The sequence below is a fragment of the Metaplanococcus flavidus genome (assembly GCF_042675885.1).
Taxonomy (GTDB): domain Bacteria; phylum Bacillota; class Bacilli; order Bacillales_A; family Planococcaceae; genus Planococcus; species Planococcus flavidus.
Genome location: NZ_JBHTKI010000008.1, coordinates 420,671 through 438,645 on the forward strand (window position 1 = coordinate 420,671; position 17,975 = coordinate 438,645).

Below are 17,975 nucleotides of genomic sequence, written 5' to 3' on the forward strand. Positions count from 1 at the left end.
GAATACATGCTTTCATCCGTTCAGGCTCATAAATATTGAATTGCGTTCAGAGTTATCCAAAGTAATGCAAGACATTGGATAATGCATCTTTTTTGAAAATTTCCTTGCCGTATTCTTCAAGACGATGGATCGTAACAGAAGATGGCGGCAGATATTCTGAGAGTACACTTAAATGATCTTTAATATCTTCATCTGAGTGCAGGATGTCATCAAAGCTGATATGAAGGTAGTATTTACCTTCGAAGTGATAGAGAGCCGTTTCAATTGGAACATATTGCAATCGTCTGGAAAGAGGAACTAATTCCTCGACTTCCGACAGCATAAAAGTATATTCCAATTTTTTGGTATCGGGCTCGTTGAAGACAGGTTCAAATTCATCGAATTCTGTTCCAGCGGCATCCGAATCCTCATTTGCAAACATTTTGCGGCGTTCTTCTATATCATCTGGCATGTCTAATTTTTGACCGTCTTTTGTCAATTGAGCACGCGTCACTGTAACTTCCAATCCTTTGTCCATTGCCTGGACCTGAATCCATAGTGGACCTTCCATTACAAAATCAGCTTCCTCATTCACTTCATCCATCATTTCCCAGAATAACTCTTCGCTTTTGTCTCTGTTGAACCAGATTTCGTCACGGCTGAACCCACGTTCTTCAACGTCGAGATAGGAAATGTAAAATTTGACTGTGTTATCATTAATGCGTTCTATATCCATTTTACACCTCTCCTTTCGAATTGGACCAAGAGGATCTTCCTCATAAGCCGTGCGTTGTTGCTCTATTTATTATATCGCGTTTGGAACTCTATGAGAAAGTTAATGCCTGTGCACCCAAAATGCTGACGGATAATTAGTTTCGAGTTTATTGCAATTCACTCAGAAATGCAAGACATTAAGCCGAAGTAAATACAGAAAAGCCGCCCAAAGATCCATTATGCATTGACATAAAGGCCGGACAGCTTTTTAGCTTATTTTCAGTTCACCATTCGCTGAGCTTCAAGCAATTGATATGCTCTCACTTTACGAGGGAGGAACCGGCGAATTTCATCTTCGTTATAACCGACTTGCAGTCGTTTTTCATCCATGATAATTGGCCGGCGCAATAGCCCTGGATGTTCTTGAATTAACTCATACAATCTTTGAAGTGGAAGGCTTTCAACATCCACATTAAGCTTTTGGAAAATTTTTGATCGAGTTGAGATGATTTCATCTGTTCCATCTTCCGTCATGCGTAAAATCTCTTTGATTTCGCTGATCGTCAGTGGTTCTGAAAATATGTTGCGTTCTGTATATGGAATATCATGCTCTTCCAACCACGCTTTTGCTTTTCGGCAAGATGTACAGCTTGGGGAAGTAAATAGCGTTACCATCATAATTGAACACTTCCTTTCGGATTCGGGAATCACATTTCTATCTTGCTAAATTAGAATGAGTCTAATTTAGAAGGTTTACATTCATTATACAATAACTGACCTGAATTGAATATAGAATTCGCAGATTAATATAGGATTTGCATAATGTTTGTCACAAAATCGCTATAATTAAACACTTTCCTCAGTTCTATAATATATTTTTACCCGTTATTTTACAAAGCTAAACTCAATTTACAGATATTTTTATTCTCAATTAGAAATTTCTTTTTGAAAAAACTTCTTACTGGTTCTTACTCTTATTAGTACGAATTGCAGAGCGAAAAGTTTCATAAAAAAAGGGGCTGATTTAAAAAACCAGGTCCTTTGAGCTTGTTGAAAAAGTAAAAATGAAAGCCGATATTGCGCAAAACAGCTTCGCTTGCCAAAACCCGTGCTCCTGCATCGCTTCGCTAGCTTCGTCGCAAAGAGTCGGCCGAACTATCTTCGGCCAACTCTTGGCTCGCGCTGAGCTAACTCGGTCTCGTTTCACTTCGCCCGAGTGGATCTCAGCACTTCGCTTGGTCCTCTGGGCGTCTTCGCTGTTTTGCTCCATATCTCAGATCTTTTTCTTTAAAGGAATAGATGTTTAAGTGTGTTGTATGTGAGAAAGTGAAAACTTGCATTATCAGCACAGAACAGAATGAAGCGACAGGCGGCGACTCCATCGGGAACCAGAGCTAGTCCTGAGACCCCGCAGTGAATGTTTGACCGAACAGTATTCGGTCGAACTTTGCGACGAAGCGTGTAACGCTGCAGGAGCATCGTTTTTCAACGCGAAGCGAGCGAGGAGGCTCAGGCAGCTCTCCGAGGAAAGCTTCCACCTAGAGCGAAATGATTGGAGTAGTTGTCGGTTTCTCGACAGCCAAAAAGGACCTGATTAAAAAATTCAGGTCCTTTTTAACATTTACTGTCACGGAGTGTAATCCACACCAGGAGTATAAGTGTTGCCGGCATTCCATAAGAGGAATTCGTCTATGCCGTTATCGTTCAACGCCTTGATTTGTGCTTCCACTTCCGCTTTTCCGTAGCGCAGGTAATTACCCGACCCAAGGTAAGAAGCGGTGAAATCCTGCAGCCACGGACGTGATACCGGCGGATTCTCCAGTTCAGCTAATTTTGCATTTTCGACTTTCGAATACTCGTCCACTAATTTGTATGGCTCGAGATCCGGTTTCGCAATGCCAAAATAAGAAGTCCAGTGGCTTGGATAGATCATCGATGAAATTACATCCACGTTTTCAGAGATTTTTGAGAAGTTCTGTCCGATTCCCGGGGCTTCAGGCAAAGTAGCGGAATAACCGAAAATGTCGACAGACACTTCAACGTCATACGGTTCCAACTGCTCGCGTGCATAAGCAACGAAATCAGTTACAGCGTCTACGCGGCTCTGCACTCCGTCGTATTCTTCACCATCGTACTCACCTTTGGAATACTTCAGTGTCTCTGCGCGGTTCTCAAAACCTTCCGGGAACCGAACATAATCGAATTGGATTTCCTTGAAACCAAGTTTTGCAGCTTCAATGGCAATTTCCACATTATAATCCCAGACTTCCTTCATGTAAGGATTGACAAAGGATTCACCGCGGCCGTTTTTCCAAACTGAATTGCCATCCATAAATGACAATTCAGGTCTAGCATCTGCCAAAGCAGAGTCTTTAAATACTACAACCCGAGCGATTGGATAAATTTCTTCCTCTTCCAGACGTTCAAGCATCGCACGTGGATCTTTGATGTAATTTTGTCCGATTCCATATTCATCCAAAGTCGACCCTTCTTCAGGCTTATACGTCAAATATCCGTAGTCTTCTTTGATATCGATTACCATGGCATTCAAATCGGTTGAACCGATCAGGTCTATCAAACTGTCAAAACGCGCTCCACCAGCGGAATGGGCTGTAACGAATATGCCTCGAACAGCATCAGGATATTCAAACGTCAAACCCGAATTATATCTGAATAATTGCGAGCTCGCCAGCATCTCTGAACTGATTTCCACTGTATTATATGTACGGGTAGTAAAGTCCTGCGCATCTTCAGTTGCTGCCATAGCGGGGGCCGTTGCCAGGCCAGTGAATAATAAAGCAGTCGCAGCTGCCAATTTCATCTTTTTCATTTTCGACTATACATCCTCTCAGTTGTCTTTCTTATTCCATTTTATCATCATTTTGACAAATTGAAACAAAAATATAGCAATCCAACAGTTAGTTATTTGTAAATTTTTTATGATATTTTAGCGGCCTGCAATCGATCTCCGACAAGCAATAATGGAATATATACTAAACTTTAGGATTTGCCGGGTTGATTGTTATATACGTTAGAATTATACCGGTAAATCAGTGAAACGGCAATGAAACTTTGTATAGGGTTCCATGATTTTAGTATTGCAAACCTTTTCCAGGATGTACTATAATAGAAGAAATATATAAGCGTTGAGAAAGAGGAGTAAATGCATTTCCTTCTATATTAGAGAGTCTGTGGCTGGTGCAAACAGATGGAGGCTTGCATTGAATGGACTTTCGAGCTGAGCAGGTGAAAATTACCAGTACCCTGTTCCGTTATCTTCACGTTATGAAGAAGAGTGGCCGGAAACGGCAACTAGGGTGGTACCACGGAAACACAGCTTCGTCCCTTTGCAGGGATGCTTGCTGTGTTTTTTTATTTTGAGGAGGAATATGGAATGAATCGAATATTTTCAGGCGTTCAGCCAACAGGCACCGTGACATTGGGTAATTATATTGGTGCTTTCAAACAGTTTACAGATCTTCAGGATGAATACGATTGCATCTTTTGCATCGTTGATCAACACGCTATTACGATGCCTCAGGACCGGCTCGAGCTCCGTAAGAATATTAAAGCTCTTGCAGCCTTGTATCTGGCCGTCGGAATCGACCCTGATAAAGTCACCTTATTTATTCAATCGGAAGTGCCTGCACACGCTCAGGCTGGTTGGATGCTGCAATGCGTCGCGACAATCGGCGAGCTGGAGCGCATGACTCAATACAAAGACAAGTCTCTGAAAAATGTATCCGTTTCAGCAGGGCTGTTGACCTACCCCCCATTGATGGCTGCGGATATTTTATTGTATCAAACCAATATCGTCCCAGTCGGCGATGACCAGAAGCAGCACATTGAACTGACCCGCGATCTTGCAGAGCGTTTCAATAGGAAATATAACGATGTTCTGACGATTCCTGAAATTCGTATACCGAAACATGGCGCACGCATCATGTCGCTGCAGGACCCCACCAAGAAGATGAGCAAATCGGATGACAATAAGAAATCCATCATCACCCTGCTTGATGATTTGAAGACCATCGAGAAAAAAATTAAAAGTGCTGTCACTGATTCAGAAGGGATTGTCCGTTATGATCCAATCAACAAACCGGGCGTATCCAATCTCCTGACAATCGAAGCAGCGCTTACAGGGGCTTCAATCGATGAACTTACTAAAAAATATGACGGTGCCGGCTATGGTGATTTCAAGGCTTCTGTAGCGAAAGCTGTGACAGAACACATTGCACCAATCCAGGAGCGCTATGCAAACCTCGTCAACTCGGAAGAACTTGACCGTATCCTTGATGAAGGCGCAGAAAAAGCTTCCAGCCTGGCGAATAAAACACTCAAGAAAATGGAGAATGCGATGGGACTTGGTCGTAAGCCAAGAAAAGCGACAGCGCCCGTTAAGCTCTGAAAGGCATAAGACGGGATAGCGAAGCGGCGCTTTTTGCCGCATAGCTATTCTGGCTTATGACCCGAAGAGCTGGGCCGCTGGAGTCTGGACAAAGAAAAGCGACCGCGAAGAGTTGACCGAAGCCTGCGAGGGCAAGTCTTTGCGACGAAGCAGCGTAGCGATGCAGGAGCAACGGTCATAAAACATCTCACCGCAGTAACGTGTTTTCAGCCGCATAGCTGTTCTGGCTTATGACCCGAAGAGCTGGGCCGCTGGAGTCTGGACAAAGAAAAGCGACCGCGAAGAGTTGACCGAAGCCTGCGAGGGCAAGTCTTTGCGACGAAGCAGCGTAGCGATGCAACGCCCTTTCATGTCCCGAAGCTAGCGCAGCGATGCAGGGACAGGGACAGAGACAGGAGCATGGTTTTTTGCAAGCAAGCTGTTTTGTGGAATATCGATTTACATGTTTCTTTCTCAACAAACACAAAAAAAGTTCCGCACAATAATTTGTGCGGAACTTTTTTCTATCTTAGAGACTTAGGATTCAATGCATCCTTTAAGCCTTCCCCGATAAAGTTGATGGAAAGTATTGTTGCCGTAAGAACTAGCGCTGGCGGCATCCAAATCCACGGTTTGCCTTGCAGTACATCAGGCTCGTTTGCTGAAGACAGCATGTTGCCCCAACTTGGAATTGATTGAGGAACACCGAAACCTAAGTAACTGAGAGCCGCTTCAACGACAATCATACTGGCAAAAATCAATGTCGCCTGTACAATAATTGTTGAGATAACATTCGGAAGAAGATGCTTGCGGATAACTTTCAATGGCGAACAGCCGATTGACAGAGCAGCAAGTACATATTCATTCTCTTTTTCAGCCAGGATTTTGCTTCGGACCAGTCTCGCGACTCCGCCCCAGCTCAAGACACCGATTACAATAATCAGTACTGAAACTCCGTCAATCGTATCACGTAAAATTGTATTTAATACGATAACGAATACAAGAAATGGAAAGTTCAGGACAAAATCGGTGAATCTCATCAATAAGTTATCGACAAAACCGCCAAAGAATCCGGCAATTGAGCCTACAAGCGTTCCAAGCGTGATTACCATCAGTGTAGCACTGAATCCGACAACCAATGAGATGCGGCCACCGTATAGCAGACGGGTTAAAACATCACGTCCGCTTTTATCTGTCCCAAGAATATGCTCCCCATTCGGGGGAATGTTCATTGAACCGATATTTACCCGCGACACATCAGGAATCGGCGATAGAAAAGGTCCCAGAAACGGTGCTGCAAAGGATAACGCTGTAACAAGAATTATGAAGAACGAACTGATCATTGCCAACTTGTTATGAAAGAATTTTTTACGTGCAATCTGCCAAGGAGACAAGCTGCGTTCCGGCTTCTGTTGTTGAGTTAATGTGTTTGATGATGCCAATTTTGCTTCCTCCTTATTCCAGTCGAATTCGTGGATCCACGACTCCGTACAGTAAGTCTGCGATCAAATTACCTGCCAGTGTCAGGAATGACAATAACATTGTCAAAGCCATCAACGTTGCGTAATCACGGCTTGTTACAGAATCCAGGAACAGCATTCCGATTCCAGGATATGTAAAGATCGTTTCGGTGATTATTGCTCCACCGATCAATGCTGCAAAATCGAATCCAAGGAAAGTCACTAAAGGAATAATAGAGTTTCTCAAAATGTGCACATTGTAGATCTTCTTCATCGGTGTTCCTTTAGCTCTGGCAGTACGCACAAAATCTTTGCGTGAGTTCTCGATGATATCGTTCCGCAGGAATTGCGTATAAGAAGCAGTACTCAATGCCCCCAAGACAATGGCCGGCAAAATAACATGATGCAATCTGCTGAGATAATATTCAAACGTTCCCTGCTCGATCAATATATCCACAGATCCTCCAAATGGGAACCAGTTCAAATTGAACGCGAAAAAGTAAATTGCAAATACGGCAGCAACAAAAGAAGGTATAGCGAGCATGATATAGTTTATTCCGGCAATCGCATTATCACCCAGCGTGTAAGGCTTGCGCCCGGAATACATGCCCATCATAAACGCCAAGATATAAGTGATGATTAAAGACGTAACCCCTAAAAGTAAAGTGTTTGGTATTTTCTCCATAATGACATCAAATGCAGGACGTTTATACTTGGTGGATTTTCCGAAATCCCCTTGGACGAATCCAGTGATCCAATTGAAATATTGGACAGGCAGCGGATCGTTGTAGCCCAACTTCTCTCTCATTTCAGCGATATATTCAGGATTCGTATTCAAAGGATCAATTTCCCCGCTCAATGAATCCCCGGGCATCAGCTTAGCCAGTGAAAACACCACAACGGAAATAAGGATGAGCATTGGAATCATTCCAAGTATTCTTCTAATCGTATATTTAAGCATTTATACTCTCCTTGTCTGTAAAGTTCTCTGCTGCACTCTTCGGCACGGTAAGAGTAATTTGTGCCAAACGTCCCTTACCGTGCATAAGAGCCTCTTATAAAATTATTCAACGATGGACTGCGGACAGCCCATCGTTGAAGGTTTAACCGCTATTATTCTGTTACGAACCATTGAGCCGGGCTGTTCTGACCAGAAACGTCATATTCAACTCCGCCTACACGGTTGTTCAAAGCAACAATTTCTTCAAGTTCAGCAATATAAAGCATTGGAACTTCTTCGTTTAGAAGCTTCTGCCATTCAACATAAAGTTCCTTACGCGCTTCTTGATCAGTTCCAACTACTTCGATGTCTAAAGCATCGTCAAGTAATTGATCTGATTCAGGGTTATTATAGCGCGTGTAGTTCCATAGTTGATCGGATTTCCATGTTGCTGTTGGATCTGGATCTGTTCCAGTACCCCATCCGCCGAAGAAAGTTTCGATGGAAGCATCATCTTTTTCAATCATTTCATAGTAAAGGTTAACTTCTACCATTTCCAATTCTGTTTTAAGTCCAACTGCTTCCCAATATTGAGTGATCGCTTGAGCGCGTGACTCAAATGTTGGGTTACCTGTTGCGTAATGAGAGAACTTAACGACAAACTCATCACCATTTGGATCTTCACGGAAACCATCGTCATTTGTATCTACATATCCAGCAGCATCAAGCATTTCCATCGCTTTTTCCGGATCGTATTCGTACGTGTTCAATTCGCTGTTGTCAGCTGCATTCCAGTGAGAGCTTGGTACTGGAGCATTGACTACATTTGCATAACCGAAGAAGAATGCATCAACCCATTCCTGACGGTTAAGAGCATACATCATAGCCTGACGTAATTCTTTATCCTGGTATTTCGGAAGTTCTTCAACAATTTCTTGTGATTCGCTGTCGAATTTACCAAGCTTGAATCCTACATAGTAGTAAGAAAGGCCAGGATAAGTAGTGATTTCAACATTTTCCAATGGTTCAACTTCAGGTCCTGAAACCGGCTGAAGAGAAATCATATCAACATCGCCGTTTTGCAAAGCTCCAACTACTGAAGAGTTGTCGATTACACGCACAACGATTTTATCAAGATTTACATCACCGTTCCAATAATCTTCGTTTTTAGAGAATTCAACAGATTCTCCAGCTACGATAGAATCTACTTTAAACGGTCCAATTCCGATTGGAGTTGAGATAACCGGGTCAGAAGAAGCCATATCTGCTACTTCAATGCCTTCAAAAGCTGCTTCAGGAAGTGGATATGCCCAAAGGTTTGTCAAGTTGTTAACACGTGCCTTGTCAAAAGTGATTGTGATTTCATAATCACTTACAACTTCGATTCCTGAAATGGAATCAGCTTCTCCAGCGCGGTAAGCTTCTGCGCCTTCGATTGTTTGTACATTCGCGTAACGGGGACCTTCATAATCCGGGTCAGCAAGAGTTTCTAATGCGAATACCCAGTCATTAACTGTAAGTTCTTCGCCATTATGCCACATAACGCCTTCTTCGAATGTGAAATTAAAGACTTTGTTGTCTTCAGTTTCCCATGAAGCTACGTTAGGCTCTGGTTCAAGATTTTCGTTATAAGAAATCAAAGCCTCATCGAAAAGATCGATTACTTCAAAATCAGTTGCGATGCCATAAAAAGCAGAAGAGAATAACCCTTCAGGTGGTGCATCAATGCCGTATACCAAAGTTCCGCCTGTTTGAGGCTCTCCTTCAGCAGCATCTTCTGTATCAGTATCTGTTTCTTCCGTGTCTGTAGGATCTTCTGATGTTGTGTCGCCATCATCTCCGCCACAAGCTGCAAGGAACGCAGAAAGGACAAGAATCAGAGCGAAAAGCCACAATAACGATTTGTTCTTTTTCATGATTTTCCCCCTATAATTTTTTTGATTTAGTACAAGACGCAAGCAACGTGATGACCAGGACGCACTTCTTTCAATGGAGGCTTTTCTTTCGAACAGATTTCCATTGCCATCGGACACCGCGTATGAAACGGGCAACCGGTAGGAGGATTTTGCGGACTTGGCACATCCCCTTCAAGCACAATTCGTTCTTTCTTGATCGCCGTATTCGGTTCTGGGATCGCAGAAATCAAGGCTTGTGTGTAAGGATGCAACGGCTCCTTGTATAAATCTCTATTTGAAGCAACCTCAACGAGACTGCCCAAATACATAACACCTATTCGATCGCTCATATGTTTTACGACGCTGAGATCATGCGCGATAAACAGATAAGTAAGATCGAATTCAATCTGCAATTCTTTTAGCAGATTGAGAACTTGCGATTGGACAGAAACATCTAGTGCCGAAACCGGCTCATCTGCCACAATCAATTTTGGATTCAACGCAAGTGCACGGGCTATCCCGATACGTTGACGCTGGCCGCCCGAAAATTCGTGAGCGTATTTATAATATGCCGCTTCCGGCAGTCCAACCTTGGTCAATAATGCTTTAATCTCCAGTTCCAGCTCTTTCTTATTGCGTTTCTCATAATTGAGAATCGGTTCCGCAATAATGTCTCCGACCATTTGCTTCGGATTAAGACTGGCGTAAGGATCCTGGAAAACCATCTGGAAATCGCGGCGGGCTTTTTGAAGTTTGGAACCGGAAACCTTTGTGATTTCCTTGCCTTCAAAAAGAATTTTGCCGTCTGTCGGTTTCAGCAGCCGAAGGATTGTTCTTCCTGTTGTCGACTTGCCGCACCCTGATTCACCGACAAGACCAAGTGTCTCGCCTTTACGAATGGTGAATGAAACATCATCTACCGCTTTTACATGCCCAACTGTTCGTTTGAAGAAACCTCCGGTAACCGGATAATAGGTTTTAAGATTCTGTACTTCGAGAAGCACGTCCCGGTTCTCAAGGCTGTCAATTCTATCCTGGATAAAGTCTCTTGTTGTCATGCCATGGACGCTCCTTCTCTATTAGGTTTTGAGTCTGCCGGCCAGCTAGTATCATACAGCAGACATGCAGCTTCGTGGTTCGGTCCGACATCACCGAGTTGCGGTGTTACTGTAAGACATTCCGGCATTGCAGCTGGACAACGGTTTGCAAAGCGGCATCCAACTTCCGGCATGTTCATCACAGATGGTACCAGACCATCGATTGTCGCCAAAACTTCAACATCCTCATCCATTTTCGGAATAGCTTTCATCAACAGATCCGTATAAGGATGTTTCGGATTATTGAAAAGTTCATCAACCGTGGCTTTTTCAACGATTTTACCTGCATACATGACCAGTACTTCATCACAGATTTCAGCTACTACACCGAGATCATGAGTGATCAGGATAATGGCCATATCGTTCGCTTCCTGGATCCCTTTTAACAGATCCAGGATTTGGGCCTGTACTGTAACATCCAAAGCGGTTGTCGGTTCATCAGCTATCAAGAGTTTTGGCTGGCAGGCGATTGCCATCGCAATCATCACGCGCTGCCGCATTCCCCCTGATAATTGGTGAGGATATTCTTCGACAATTTTGTCAGCTCGTGGGATTCCCACACTTTTCAGTAATGCAACCGAGCGAAGACGAGCTTGTTTTTTCGATATTTTCTCGTGGTTCAAAATAACTTCTTCTATTTGATATCCGATCGTAAAAACAGGATTCAGGGAAGTCATCGGTTCCTGGAAAATCATCGAAATATCTTTTCCTCGAATGTCGTTCATCTTTTTGTCTGAAAGAGTGGAAATCGTTTCCCCTTCGAATTTAACTTCGCCTCCGCGAATTTTACCAATCCCAGTCGGTAGCAGTTGCATGATCGAAAGTGACATAACACTTTTGCCACAACCCGATTCCCCAACTACCCCTACAATTTGTTTACGTTTGACATCGAATGATACGCCCTCCACAGCATTGTGGAAGTCACCGTCGATTTTAAATCCTGTTTGGAGATTTTGAACCTGTAAAAGCGGTGTTTGTGTATGTAAAGTATTATTTGCTGTCAATAGGAACACCTCAAAATTCTTTTATTCTGTAAATTCAACTTGAGTAAAGTTTATTACAAAAACTTTACATAATCAATGTCTTTTTTGTAATTTTATAAATTTATCGTTAAATCTGTAAGAAAAATGATAAAATCCCCTTGCTATTACTACGTTTCCGACGATTAAAAGAATTACATAAATTTTAATTAAGTATTCTTTTTACATATAGATATTAAAAAACATCCTGCTAAATAGGCAGGATGTGATACTCAAATATTGTTATTCGTATTTTTTAAAGACTAGTGATGCATTGTGTCCGCCGAAGCCCAATGAATTGCTCATTGCGAAATTGAAATCAGCAGTTCTGGCTGTATTTGGAACATAATCCAAATCGCATTCCTCATCAGCCGTTTCGTAATTTATAGTAGGAGGCATAATGCCTTCTTTCAGTGCGAGAGCTGTAAAGATTGCTTCGATGCCGCCCGCTGCACCAAGGAGATGGCCTGTCATGGATTTTGTTGAGCTCATACCCAGTTTATAGGCGTGTTCACCAAACACGGTTTTGACTGCCATCGTTTCAAATAAATCGTTATAGGGGGTGCTCGTGCCGTGCGCGTTGATATAGCCAACAGAGGTTTTTTCAATGTCAGCGTCAGCCAAAGCTTGATCCATGGCTCTTGCCGCACCTTCTCCTCCCGGAGCTGGAGCAGTTATGTGATGCGCATCACCTGTAGAACCATAGCCGACGATTTCAGCGTAAATCTTAGCTCCACGTGCTTTAGCATGTTCATATTCTTCAAGAATGACAATCCCGGCTCCTTCGCCGATGACAAATCCATCACGATTTTTATCGAATGGCCTTGAAGCAGTATTTACATCCTCATTTGTCGTCAAAGCCGTGTTGGCAGTAAATCCGGCCACAGACAATTGAGTAATCGGAGCTTCTGCACCACCGGAAATCATGGCGTCTGCATCCCCCCGTTGAATAACACGGAAAGCATCTCCGATGGAGTTAGTGCCGGAAGCACAGGCAGTCACTGAACAGGAATTGATGCCTTTAGCGCCAAAATGAATTGATACTTGGCCTGAAGCCATATCCGGAATAATCATCGGGATTAAAAACGGGCTGATGCGGCGAACCCCCCGCGTATTCAAGACGTTCATCTGATTTTCAATGGTTTCCATTCCGCCAATGCCCGAGCCGATCCAAACGCCGGTTCTTAGAGCTGTTTTCTCATCCAGTTCCAAACCTGAATCTTTCATCGCCATGATGGATGCTGCCAGCGCATAATGTGTGAACCGGTCCATTTTTCTTGCTTCTTTCTTTTCGATATAATCTTCTATATTAAAATCCTTTACTTCTGCAGCAATCTTTGCTGAATAATCATCCGGGTTCAGCCTTGTCAGCGGCCCTACACCAGATTTCCCTTCTTTAACAGCGTCCCATGTTGTTTCGATATTATTTCCCAGCGGTGTGACCGCTCCTATTCCCGTTATAACTACACGACGATTCGTCATTATGATCTGTCCTTTCACATTCCTGATTATTTGCCCCATCGCATTGCAATGCCGCCCCACGTCAATCCTCCACCAAATCCGACCATAACAATCACATCGTCATCTTTGATTCTTCCTTCTTCTACATCTTCCACTAAAGAGATTGGAATTGAAGCCGCTGAGGTATTGCCGTATTTATGGATGGTCTTGGACATTTTTTCAATCGGCAGCTCGAGTCGCTGTCTGGAAGCTTCCATTATTCTGATGTTTGCCTGATGAGGAATTAAAAAGTCGACGTCTTCTTTGGTAAGTCCTGCCTTTTCTATGACATTTACCGCAGACTCCCCCATCTGGCGGACGGCAAATTTGAAAACTTCCCGCCCATTCATTCTCAGGAATTCATCCTGATACAAATGTTTTGCCCCGTTGCCGTCAGCACCCAATTCAAACGACAGGATTCCACGGCCTTCAGAAACTTTTCCGAGCACCGCTGCTCCAGCTCCATCCCCAAACAGGACGGCTGTGTTGCGGTCATCCCAATCAGTAATTTTCGAGAGTTTTTCAACTCCGACCACCAGCACATATTTATAAACATCAGAATCGATAAATTGTTTTGCGGTCACAACTCCGTACATAAAACCTGCGCATGCTGCAGAGATATCCATTGCCGCGGCATTCACAGCCCCGATCTCCTGTTGGATCACGGTGGACATTGATGGGAAAGGTTGGTCCCCGGTTACCGTTGCCACAAGGATCAAACCGATTTCTGAAGGATCAATCCCGGCATCTGCAATCGCTTTTTGCGCAGCTTCCCGGGCCATATCCGATGTATCCTGCTCATCACCGGCAATTCGGCGCTCTTCTATACCGGTCATCGTACGGATCCATTCATCTGAAGTATCCATCCGTTGTTCGAGTTCATGATTCGTCAATATCTTTTCTGGTAGGCATCTGCCTATACCGAGTATGCCAGCATTCATTGATGATCCCTCATTTCAACTTGCTCGTTGTATTTAGTACCTGGTGTTAATAATACGTCATTGCTTTCGAATTTTCAAGTTGCCGACATATTTCAGACAAAATCTTTTAATAATGAAGAAACTTTCTTTCTGCAAAACGGAAGCTGTGCTATGATTAAGTTAGACATTTTATGCAGAGGTGAAACAGATGCAATTTATCGGAACATTTTTCTGGTCAGCTTTATTGATTTCATTGCTGAATTACGTTGTTAGTGCTGTTCAGAACGTAGACTTTATTTTTATGAACGGAATATACATGTCACTTGTTGTTTCCGTACTGATTTTCATCATCAGTTCAATTATTCCAGAATCGCCTGCTCCAGAGAAACATTAATATTTATAATATGAAAAAGAAGCGCAGGCCATAGTGGCCTACGCTTCTTTTTTGGTTATCTTCAATTGATTGTCTTCCATCATTTCCAGATACATGACAGTATCCGGTAAAATGTCGCCTTTGATCAATTCACGGGCGATCTGTGTTTCAATTTCACGCTGAATGAACCGTTTCAGCGGCCGCGCGCCGAATAAAGGATCCGTTCCTGCTTCAAGGACGTAATCGATGACTGAATCATCGACTTCCAATGTGATTTCCTGCTGCTGCAAACGCTCCGCCAGTTCATTGATCATTTTCTTGGCTATATGATAAAAATGGCTATTGTCCAGTGCATGGAAGATAACGATGTCATCTATGCGATTCAAAAGTTCCGGTTTAAAATGCTTGCGCAATTCCACCATGATGATATCTTCAATATCGTGTTCATCATCTTTTACGCCAATGTGCGATGAACCGATATTCGAAGTCATGATGACGACAGTATTCGAAAAGTTGACGAGCCGCCCTTGGCTGTCCGTGATGCGTCCATCATCCAGAATCTGCAGGAGAATATTCGCTACATCCGGATGCGCTTTTTCAATTTCGTCCAGAAGTACAACCGAATAAGGATTTCTTCTGACCGCTTCCGTCAATTGGCCGCCCTCCTCGTAGCCGATATATCCCGGAGGAGCACCGACCAGACGCGAGACGCTGTGTTTTTCCATGTATTCCGACATATCAATGCGGATAAAATGATCTTCCGAATCAAACAGGTTTGCAGCCAAAGACTTGGCCAGTTCTGTTTTTCCGACCCCGGTCGGGCCAAGGAAAATAAATGAGCCAATCGGTTTCCTTTCATCTTTAATCCCCGCACGTGCCCGCCAAACCGCTTCTGTCACCAATGCGACTGCTTTATCCTGGCCGATGACTCTTTCTTTCAGCGTTTCATCGAGGCGCAATAGTTTTTCGCGTTCGCCTTCCACAAGTTTTGTTACAGGAATACCCGTCCAGCGCGCCACAATACCGGCGATTTCTTCTTCAGTCACTTCTTCACGGAGCAATCTCTCTGCCCCTTCCTGTTCCAGCTTGCTTTCTAAAGCAGCCAAAGCTTTTTCCAATTCCGGGATTCGCCCGTGCTGCAATTCCGCAGCTTTGCTGTAATCACCTTTAGTCTCCGCTTCCTCAAGCTGGCGACGGTTCAGATCAAGCTGTTCCCGCTTTTCCTGAATTTTTTTCAATGATTCTTTTTCTGCTTCCCATTGATTTTTCATTCCGGAAGAGGATTCCTTCAATTCCTTGATCTCGGTGCGCAGAGTTTCCAGACGCGATTTGCTCGCTGCATCTTTTTCCTTCATCAAAGCCTGTTCTTCAATTTCCAGTTGCATCAGCCGGCGTGTCACCTGATCCAACTCCTGAGGCATTGAGTCGATTTCTGTCCGGATCATCGCACAGGCCTCATCGATCAGATCGATCGCTTTGTCCGGCAAAAAACGTTCTGTAATATAACGGTCAGACATGGCAGCCGCTGCAACGATTGCACGGTCATGGATGCGAACGGCGTGGTGCAGCTCAAAACGCTCTTTCAATCCCCGCAGTATTGATACCGTGTCTTCAACAGAAGGTTCACGGACCAGTACCTGCTGGAAGCGCCTTTCGAGTGCTGCATCTTTTTCAATATTCATCCGGTACTCATCCAAGGTGGTGGCTCCGATACAATATAATTCACCGCGTGCAAGCATCGGCTTCAGCATATTGCCGGCATCCATTGCGCCCTCCGTTTTTCCCGCACCGACGATGGTGTGGATTTCATCGATGAACAGGATGATTTTCCCTTCACTGTCTTTTACCTGCTTCAATACCGCTTTAAGACGCTCTTCGAATTCCCCCCGGTATTTCGCCCCGGCAATCAATGCACTCATATCGAGTTCATAAATCACTCGCTCTTTTAAGCCTTCCGGCACATCATTCCGAACTATCCGTTGTGCCAGCCCTTCGACGATGGCAGTTTTCCCGACGCCTGGCTCACCGATCAGCACCGGGTTATTTTTTGTTTTGCGGGACAAAATACGAATCACATTACGGATTTCCTCATCCCGCCCAATGACCGGATCCGATTTTCCGGCTTGCGCCTGTTCCACCATATTTCGGCCATATTGTTCCAAAGGTGACTTTTGAGCTTCATTGTTTGCAGTGAATTGCATAAAGTTGACCTCCTCAATATTCTTTGACCTTCTTTGACTAATTTAATTATATGAAATAATCCGAAAGGATGCAACTTTCATTTACCATAAAAAAACCTTTTTGGAAGAATGCTTCCAAAAAGGTTTTTCACACTTATCTTACGCCAAGCGCCATTTTTGCGTATCTTGACATATGTTCCTTGCCCCAAACCGGCTGCCAGACGATTTTCACATCGACTTCTTCGACTTCCGGCAATTCATACAATGATTGTTTGACCATTTGAACAATTTGTGGTCCCATTGGACAACCCATTGAAGTTAAAGTCATTGTAACTACTGCAAATCCGTCTTCTGACAAATCAACGTCATATACAAGCCCCAAGTTTACAATATCCACGCCCAGTTCAGGGTCGATAACTGTTTCAAGTGCTCCCATCATGCTGTCTCTCATATCTTGATCCATGACAATCCCTCCTTTTCTATTAATGCCATCTTAACAAATTTCAGGATAGAATGAAATTGACACGCTTATCTTTGCAGATGATCGGACAACCATTCAGTTGCAGCAAGCATTCCGGGACGGCTTACAGCATGTCCCGTCTCTTTTTCGCGGAGAAATTGAATTTTTTCACCAGCCTTAGCATACCTTGCCTTCAATTTCTTATAAAAATCATAAGTGGGGCCGAACGGAACGATGGTATCCTGTTCACCGTGCCAGAAGAAAAGGGGGCGTTCATTGAAACTGTCCAATTTTTTGGTACCATCAAATTGGGCAAGCGACGCCAGCATATTGTCCCGCTCTTCTTCTGTAATCGGTAAAGTGAAGCCGCGTGATTCGAACTGGGACATCTGTGCATTTGCAAGCTCGACATAATTCGCAGCACCCATCATCACTGTGCCAGCGGGAATCCACGGGTAAACCGTCATTGCACCGAGTGTGGTGATTCCGCCCATCGAAGTTCCCCCTACGGCCGGCTCCCCGTCCACCAGTCTTTTGTCTTTCGCCATTTTATGTATAAATCCGACTTCTTCTATAGAGGTTAAAACAATCTCCCAAAACCTTAGGCTCATCTGGATGGCATCCTGCCCCTCTTCTCTTTCACCATGCAGATGCGCGTCAGGCAATAAAACCCGGATTCCTTTATCTGCCAGCTGGTAAGCATAATGCAGATTATGTTCTTTCGCACTCATATGGCCATGAAGAAATATGACCGTTGGAAGCTTTTGATCTGCTGAACCTTCCGGATATATATGAAGCAATGGGATTGCTCCCCATTTCTCTTTACTAATATTCACTGGTTGCCAGCCTCCTTTGATTTTATCCTACCAAAAATTTCCCATTCTTTCATATGAAAAGTATCGTCTTTCTTATGACGCTGAGTTTCGGGGAAAGATGCCACTCACCTCTGGGTTAATTGCTCATCCCCCGTTCCCTGCAATGGCAATCGCCAAGTTTTTTTGACTAACCCTTCTCCTTATCGCTAAACTGTATATATAGAGAAAGGAGTTTT

General features: G+C 43.8%; 15 protein-coding genes and 1 other annotated feature. Of the genes, 2 read left to right on the plus strand and 13 right to left on the minus strand.

The features are described 5' to 3' along the window. Positions 1-52: 52 nt before the first annotated feature. From mecA to ACFQ1X_RS07045, 3 genes are all read right to left on the minus strand, one after another. Complete coding sequence (gene mecA, locus ACFQ1X_RS07035; protein WP_144837807.1) at positions 53-715, minus strand: adaptor protein MecA; 663 nt, start codon at positions 713-715, stop codon at positions 53-55. 257 nt (positions 716-972) lie between these two features. Then, the gene (gene spxA / locus ACFQ1X_RS07040; RefSeq protein WP_008429739.1) at positions 973-1,368 is read right to left on the minus strand and encodes a transcriptional regulator SpxA; all 396 of its coding nucleotides are present in this window, start codon (positions 1,366-1,368) and stop codon (positions 973-975) included. Positions 1,369-2,320: 952 nt separating this feature from the next. Continuing rightward, positions 2,321-3,523 (minus strand): putative glycoside hydrolase, encoded by a 1,203-nt coding sequence (locus tag ACFQ1X_RS07045; protein ID WP_144837809.1) that lies wholly within the window; start codon positions 3,521-3,523, stop codon positions 2,321-2,323. Between the two features lie 307 nt (positions 3,524-3,830). Beyond that, positions 3,831-4,043: a binding site (T-box leader), on the plus strand. 44 nt (positions 4,044-4,087) lie between these two features. Between ACFQ1X_RS07045 and trpS the strand changes: the two genes are divergently transcribed. Next, positions 4,088-5,101 carry a tryptophan--tRNA ligase gene (gene trpS, locus ACFQ1X_RS07050; protein WP_144837811.1) on the plus strand — a complete coding sequence of 338 codons (1,014 nt, stop codon included), beginning with the start codon at positions 4,088-4,090 and terminating at the stop codon, positions 5,099-5,101. 503 nt (positions 5,102-5,604) lie between these two features. Here the strand turns inward: trpS and opp4C are convergent. The 7 genes from opp4C to ACFQ1X_RS07085 all read right to left on the minus strand — a co-directional run bounded on the left by opp4C (position 5,605) and on the right by ACFQ1X_RS07085 (position 13,932). Next, the gene (opp4C, locus tag ACFQ1X_RS07055; protein WP_379081883.1) at positions 5,605-6,522 is read right to left on the minus strand and encodes an oligopeptide ABC transporter permease; all 918 of its coding nucleotides are present in this window, start codon (positions 6,520-6,522) and stop codon (positions 5,605-5,607) included. A 13-nt stretch (positions 6,523-6,535) separates the two neighbouring features. After that, positions 6,536-7,501, minus strand: a complete 966-nt coding sequence (gene opp4B, locus ACFQ1X_RS07060; protein ID WP_144837815.1) for an oligopeptide ABC transporter permease — start codon at positions 7,499-7,501, stop codon at positions 6,536-6,538. Between the two features lie 152 nt (positions 7,502-7,653). After that, a complete protein-coding gene (gene opp4A / locus ACFQ1X_RS07065; RefSeq protein ID WP_144837817.1) occupies positions 7,654-9,396 on the minus strand; it encodes an oligopeptide ABC transporter substrate-binding protein in 1,743 nt (580 codons plus the stop codon). 26 nt (positions 9,397-9,422) lie between these two features. Continuing rightward, positions 9,423-10,433 carry an ABC transporter ATP-binding protein gene (locus ACFQ1X_RS07070; protein ID WP_144837819.1) on the minus strand — a complete coding sequence of 337 codons (1,011 nt, stop codon included), beginning with the start codon at positions 10,431-10,433 and terminating at the stop codon, positions 9,423-9,425. Further along, on the minus strand, positions 10,430-11,476 hold the full coding sequence (locus ACFQ1X_RS07075) for an ABC transporter ATP-binding protein (RefSeq protein ID WP_144837821.1): 1,047 nt from the start codon (positions 11,474-11,476) through the stop codon (positions 10,430-10,432). The genes ACFQ1X_RS07070 and ACFQ1X_RS07075 overlap by 4 nt, the downstream gene beginning before the upstream one ends. 258 nt (positions 11,477-11,734) lie before the next feature. Beyond that, positions 11,735-12,973 carry a beta-ketoacyl-ACP synthase II gene (gene fabF / locus ACFQ1X_RS07080; protein WP_144837823.1) on the minus strand — a complete coding sequence of 413 codons (1,239 nt, stop codon included), beginning with the start codon at positions 12,971-12,973 and terminating at the stop codon, positions 11,735-11,737. Positions 12,974-12,999: 26 nt separating this feature from the next. Next, positions 13,000-13,932, minus strand: a complete 933-nt coding sequence (locus ACFQ1X_RS07085; protein ID WP_144837825.1) for a beta-ketoacyl-ACP synthase III — start codon at positions 13,930-13,932, stop codon at positions 13,000-13,002. A 187-nt stretch (positions 13,933-14,119) separates the two neighbouring features. On the opposite strand from ACFQ1X_RS07085, the gene ACFQ1X_RS07090 reads away from it, so the two are divergent. Then, positions 14,120-14,305 carry a DUF2929 family protein gene (locus ACFQ1X_RS07090; RefSeq protein WP_144837827.1) on the plus strand — a complete coding sequence of 62 codons (186 nt, stop codon included), beginning with the start codon at positions 14,120-14,122 and terminating at the stop codon, positions 14,303-14,305. Between the two features lie 38 nt (positions 14,306-14,343). On the opposite strand, the gene ACFQ1X_RS07095 is transcribed toward ACFQ1X_RS07090, so the two are convergent. The 3 genes from ACFQ1X_RS07095 to ACFQ1X_RS07105 form a co-directional block, all read right to left on the minus strand. Further along, entirely contained in the window at positions 14,344-16,485 is a 2,142-nt protein-coding gene (locus ACFQ1X_RS07095; RefSeq protein ID WP_144837829.1) for an ATP-dependent Clp protease ATP-binding subunit, read from the minus strand. Positions 16,486-16,618: 133 nt separating this feature from the next. After that, complete coding sequence (locus ACFQ1X_RS07100; protein WP_144837831.1) at positions 16,619-16,927, minus strand: metal-sulfur cluster assembly factor; 309 nt, start codon at positions 16,925-16,927, stop codon at positions 16,619-16,621. A gap of 65 nt (positions 16,928-16,992) precedes the next feature. Further along, positions 16,993-17,760: a serine aminopeptidase domain-containing protein gene (locus ACFQ1X_RS07105; protein WP_144837833.1), complete on the minus strand. Its 768-nt coding sequence runs from the start codon at positions 17,758-17,760 to the stop codon at positions 16,993-16,995. Positions 17,761-17,975 lie beyond the last annotated feature (215 nt).

Excerpts from the sequence above, each read along its gene's own strand:
- mecA (WP_144837807.1), bottom strand. The coding sequence starts at position 715 with ATGGATATAGAACGCATTAATGATAACACAGTCAAATTTTACATTTCC.
- spxA (WP_008429739.1), bottom strand. The coding sequence starts at position 1,368 with ATGGTAACGCTATTTACTTCCCCAAGCTGTACATCTTGCCGAAAAGCA.
- ACFQ1X_RS07045 (WP_144837809.1), bottom strand. The coding sequence starts at position 3,523 with ATGAAAAAGATGAAATTGGCAGCTGCGACTGCTTTATTATTCACTGGC.
- trpS (WP_144837811.1), top strand. The coding sequence starts at position 4,088 with ATGAATCGAATATTTTCAGGCGTTCAGCCAACAGGCACCGTGACATTG.
- opp4B (WP_144837815.1), bottom strand. The coding sequence starts at position 7,501 with ATGCTTAAATATACGATTAGAAGAATACTTGGAATGATTCCAATGCTC.
- opp4A (WP_144837817.1), bottom strand. The coding sequence starts at position 9,396 with ATGAAAAAGAACAAATCGTTATTGTGGCTTTTCGCTCTGATTCTTGTC.
- ACFQ1X_RS07070 (WP_144837819.1), bottom strand. The coding sequence starts at position 10,433 with ATGACAACAAGAGACTTTATCCAGGATAGAATTGACAGCCTTGAGAAC.
- fabF (WP_144837823.1), bottom strand. The coding sequence starts at position 12,973 with ATGACGAATCGTCGTGTAGTTATAACGGGAATAGGAGCGGTCACACCG.
- ACFQ1X_RS07085 (WP_144837825.1), bottom strand. The coding sequence starts at position 13,932 with ATGAATGCTGGCATACTCGGTATAGGCAGATGCCTACCAGAAAAGATA.
- ACFQ1X_RS07090 (WP_144837827.1), top strand. The coding sequence starts at position 14,120 with ATGCAATTTATCGGAACATTTTTCTGGTCAGCTTTATTGATTTCATTG.
- ACFQ1X_RS07095 (WP_144837829.1), bottom strand. The coding sequence starts at position 16,485 with ATGCAATTCACTGCAAACAATGAAGCTCAAAAGTCACCTTTGGAACAA.
- ACFQ1X_RS07100 (WP_144837831.1), bottom strand. The coding sequence starts at position 16,927 with ATGGATCAAGATATGAGAGACAGCATGATGGGAGCACTTGAAACAGTT.